At 56.2% G+C, this 1,376-nt stretch carries 1 protein-coding gene; it reads right to left on the reverse strand.

All coding sequences use genetic code 11. From position 1 onward, the window contains the following. On the reverse strand, nucleotides 1–1,376 hold a 1,376-nt coding region (tnpC, locus tag HMPREF0670_RS15030; RefSeq protein ID WP_009231987.1), incomplete at both ends, for an IS66 family transposase.

Genomic DNA, 1,376 nt, shown 5'->3' on the forward strand with positions numbered 1-1,376 from the left:
TTGTTTTCCGCTTCCTCGTTGTTGCCGCAGAACAGGTAGTTCTTTCTTCCCAGCGTGATGGGCCTGATGGCTTGTTCCATGAGGTTGTTGTCTATGTTGAAACGCCCGTCCTGTACGTATCGGCTGATACGTATCCATACGGAGAAGGCATAGCGCAGGGCTTTCTCCATGGCTTCGTTGGGGAGGTACTGCTTGTGTACTTCCTTAAAATATGCTTCAAGTGACTTCAGTATGGGATAGGCTTTGGATTTCCGTTCAGCCAGGACTTGCTCAGGGCCGGCGTTGCCGTGCCTCAGGTTTTCTTCCAACTCGTAAAGTGCGGCGATGGTGTCGACTATGTGGGCGGCATTCTTGTCGTCTGCCGCTAAATGATCGAACTTTCGCCGGACATGGGCCATGCAGCCCAACAGTTCTATGCCCTGAACGTTTTCAAACCTGCCGTATGCCTCATACCCGTCGGATTGTATGGCACCGTGGTAGCCCTTGAAGAGCTCGTCGGGCACGGCGCCCGACCGTGAACCTTCCTTCCAGTGGAAGAATACGCCCCGGGAATGCAGCGCATCCCTCACTCCCCAGAGGTAACCCTTGCGGGTCTTGCCCTTGCGGTCGGCAACCTGTACGCTGGTCTCATCAACTTGCAGGTAGGGGCTCTGCAAAATCAGCCCCACTTGAAGCTTATACAGCGGATGCAGTGCATCGGCGGCGCCGTGAACCCAACGGTTTATGGTTGAGGTGGGGATGTTGATGCCGTGCTCCTTCCATCTGGCGCTCTGCCTATACTCCGGCAGGTGATAGGCAAACTTTCCCGTGACAATCTCGGCCAGCAGGGAGGCGTCGGCAAAACAATCCACTGCCTGCCTCTGCAAGGGGGCTTCCAGTATGCCGACCTTCGCATCCGTTGGCCTTGCCTCCTTCTGACGGCAGACAACGCGGTCTTCAACCTTGACATAAAAGCAAGGGGGACGTAGGCACAAGTGTTCAGTCCTGTCATGCCCGATGACGACCATACGTTCCGCATCATAACCCTCGGGATAGATTACCACGACCTCCCGCTCTATGTCGTCAGGAACGTAAGAGGCGTACGGCCTGCCTTTTCTTGCGGGGCGGTTGGTGCGGCTTGCCTCTCGGCGGCGCTTGGCCTGCTGCTTTATCTCGTCGATGACGGGAAGTGTTTCTGCGTGAAGCAGCGAACCTTCCTTTGCCCACTGTTCGTCGAAGAGCGTGCCAACCCACCCGTCGGGACTTTCCGGCAGGCGTTTCTCGCTGCGCCTACCGAATACCATACGTTCAAGTTCAAGGATGCGGCGGGACTTTCTTGCCAGCTCGGCATCCTTTTGCACAAGCTCGGCATCCTTTTGCACAAGCTCGGCATCCTT

It is taken from the genome of Prevotella sp. oral taxon 317 str. F0108, assembly GCF_000162415.1.
GTDB lineage: Bacteria > Bacteroidota > Bacteroidia > Bacteroidales > Bacteroidaceae > Prevotella > Prevotella conceptionensis.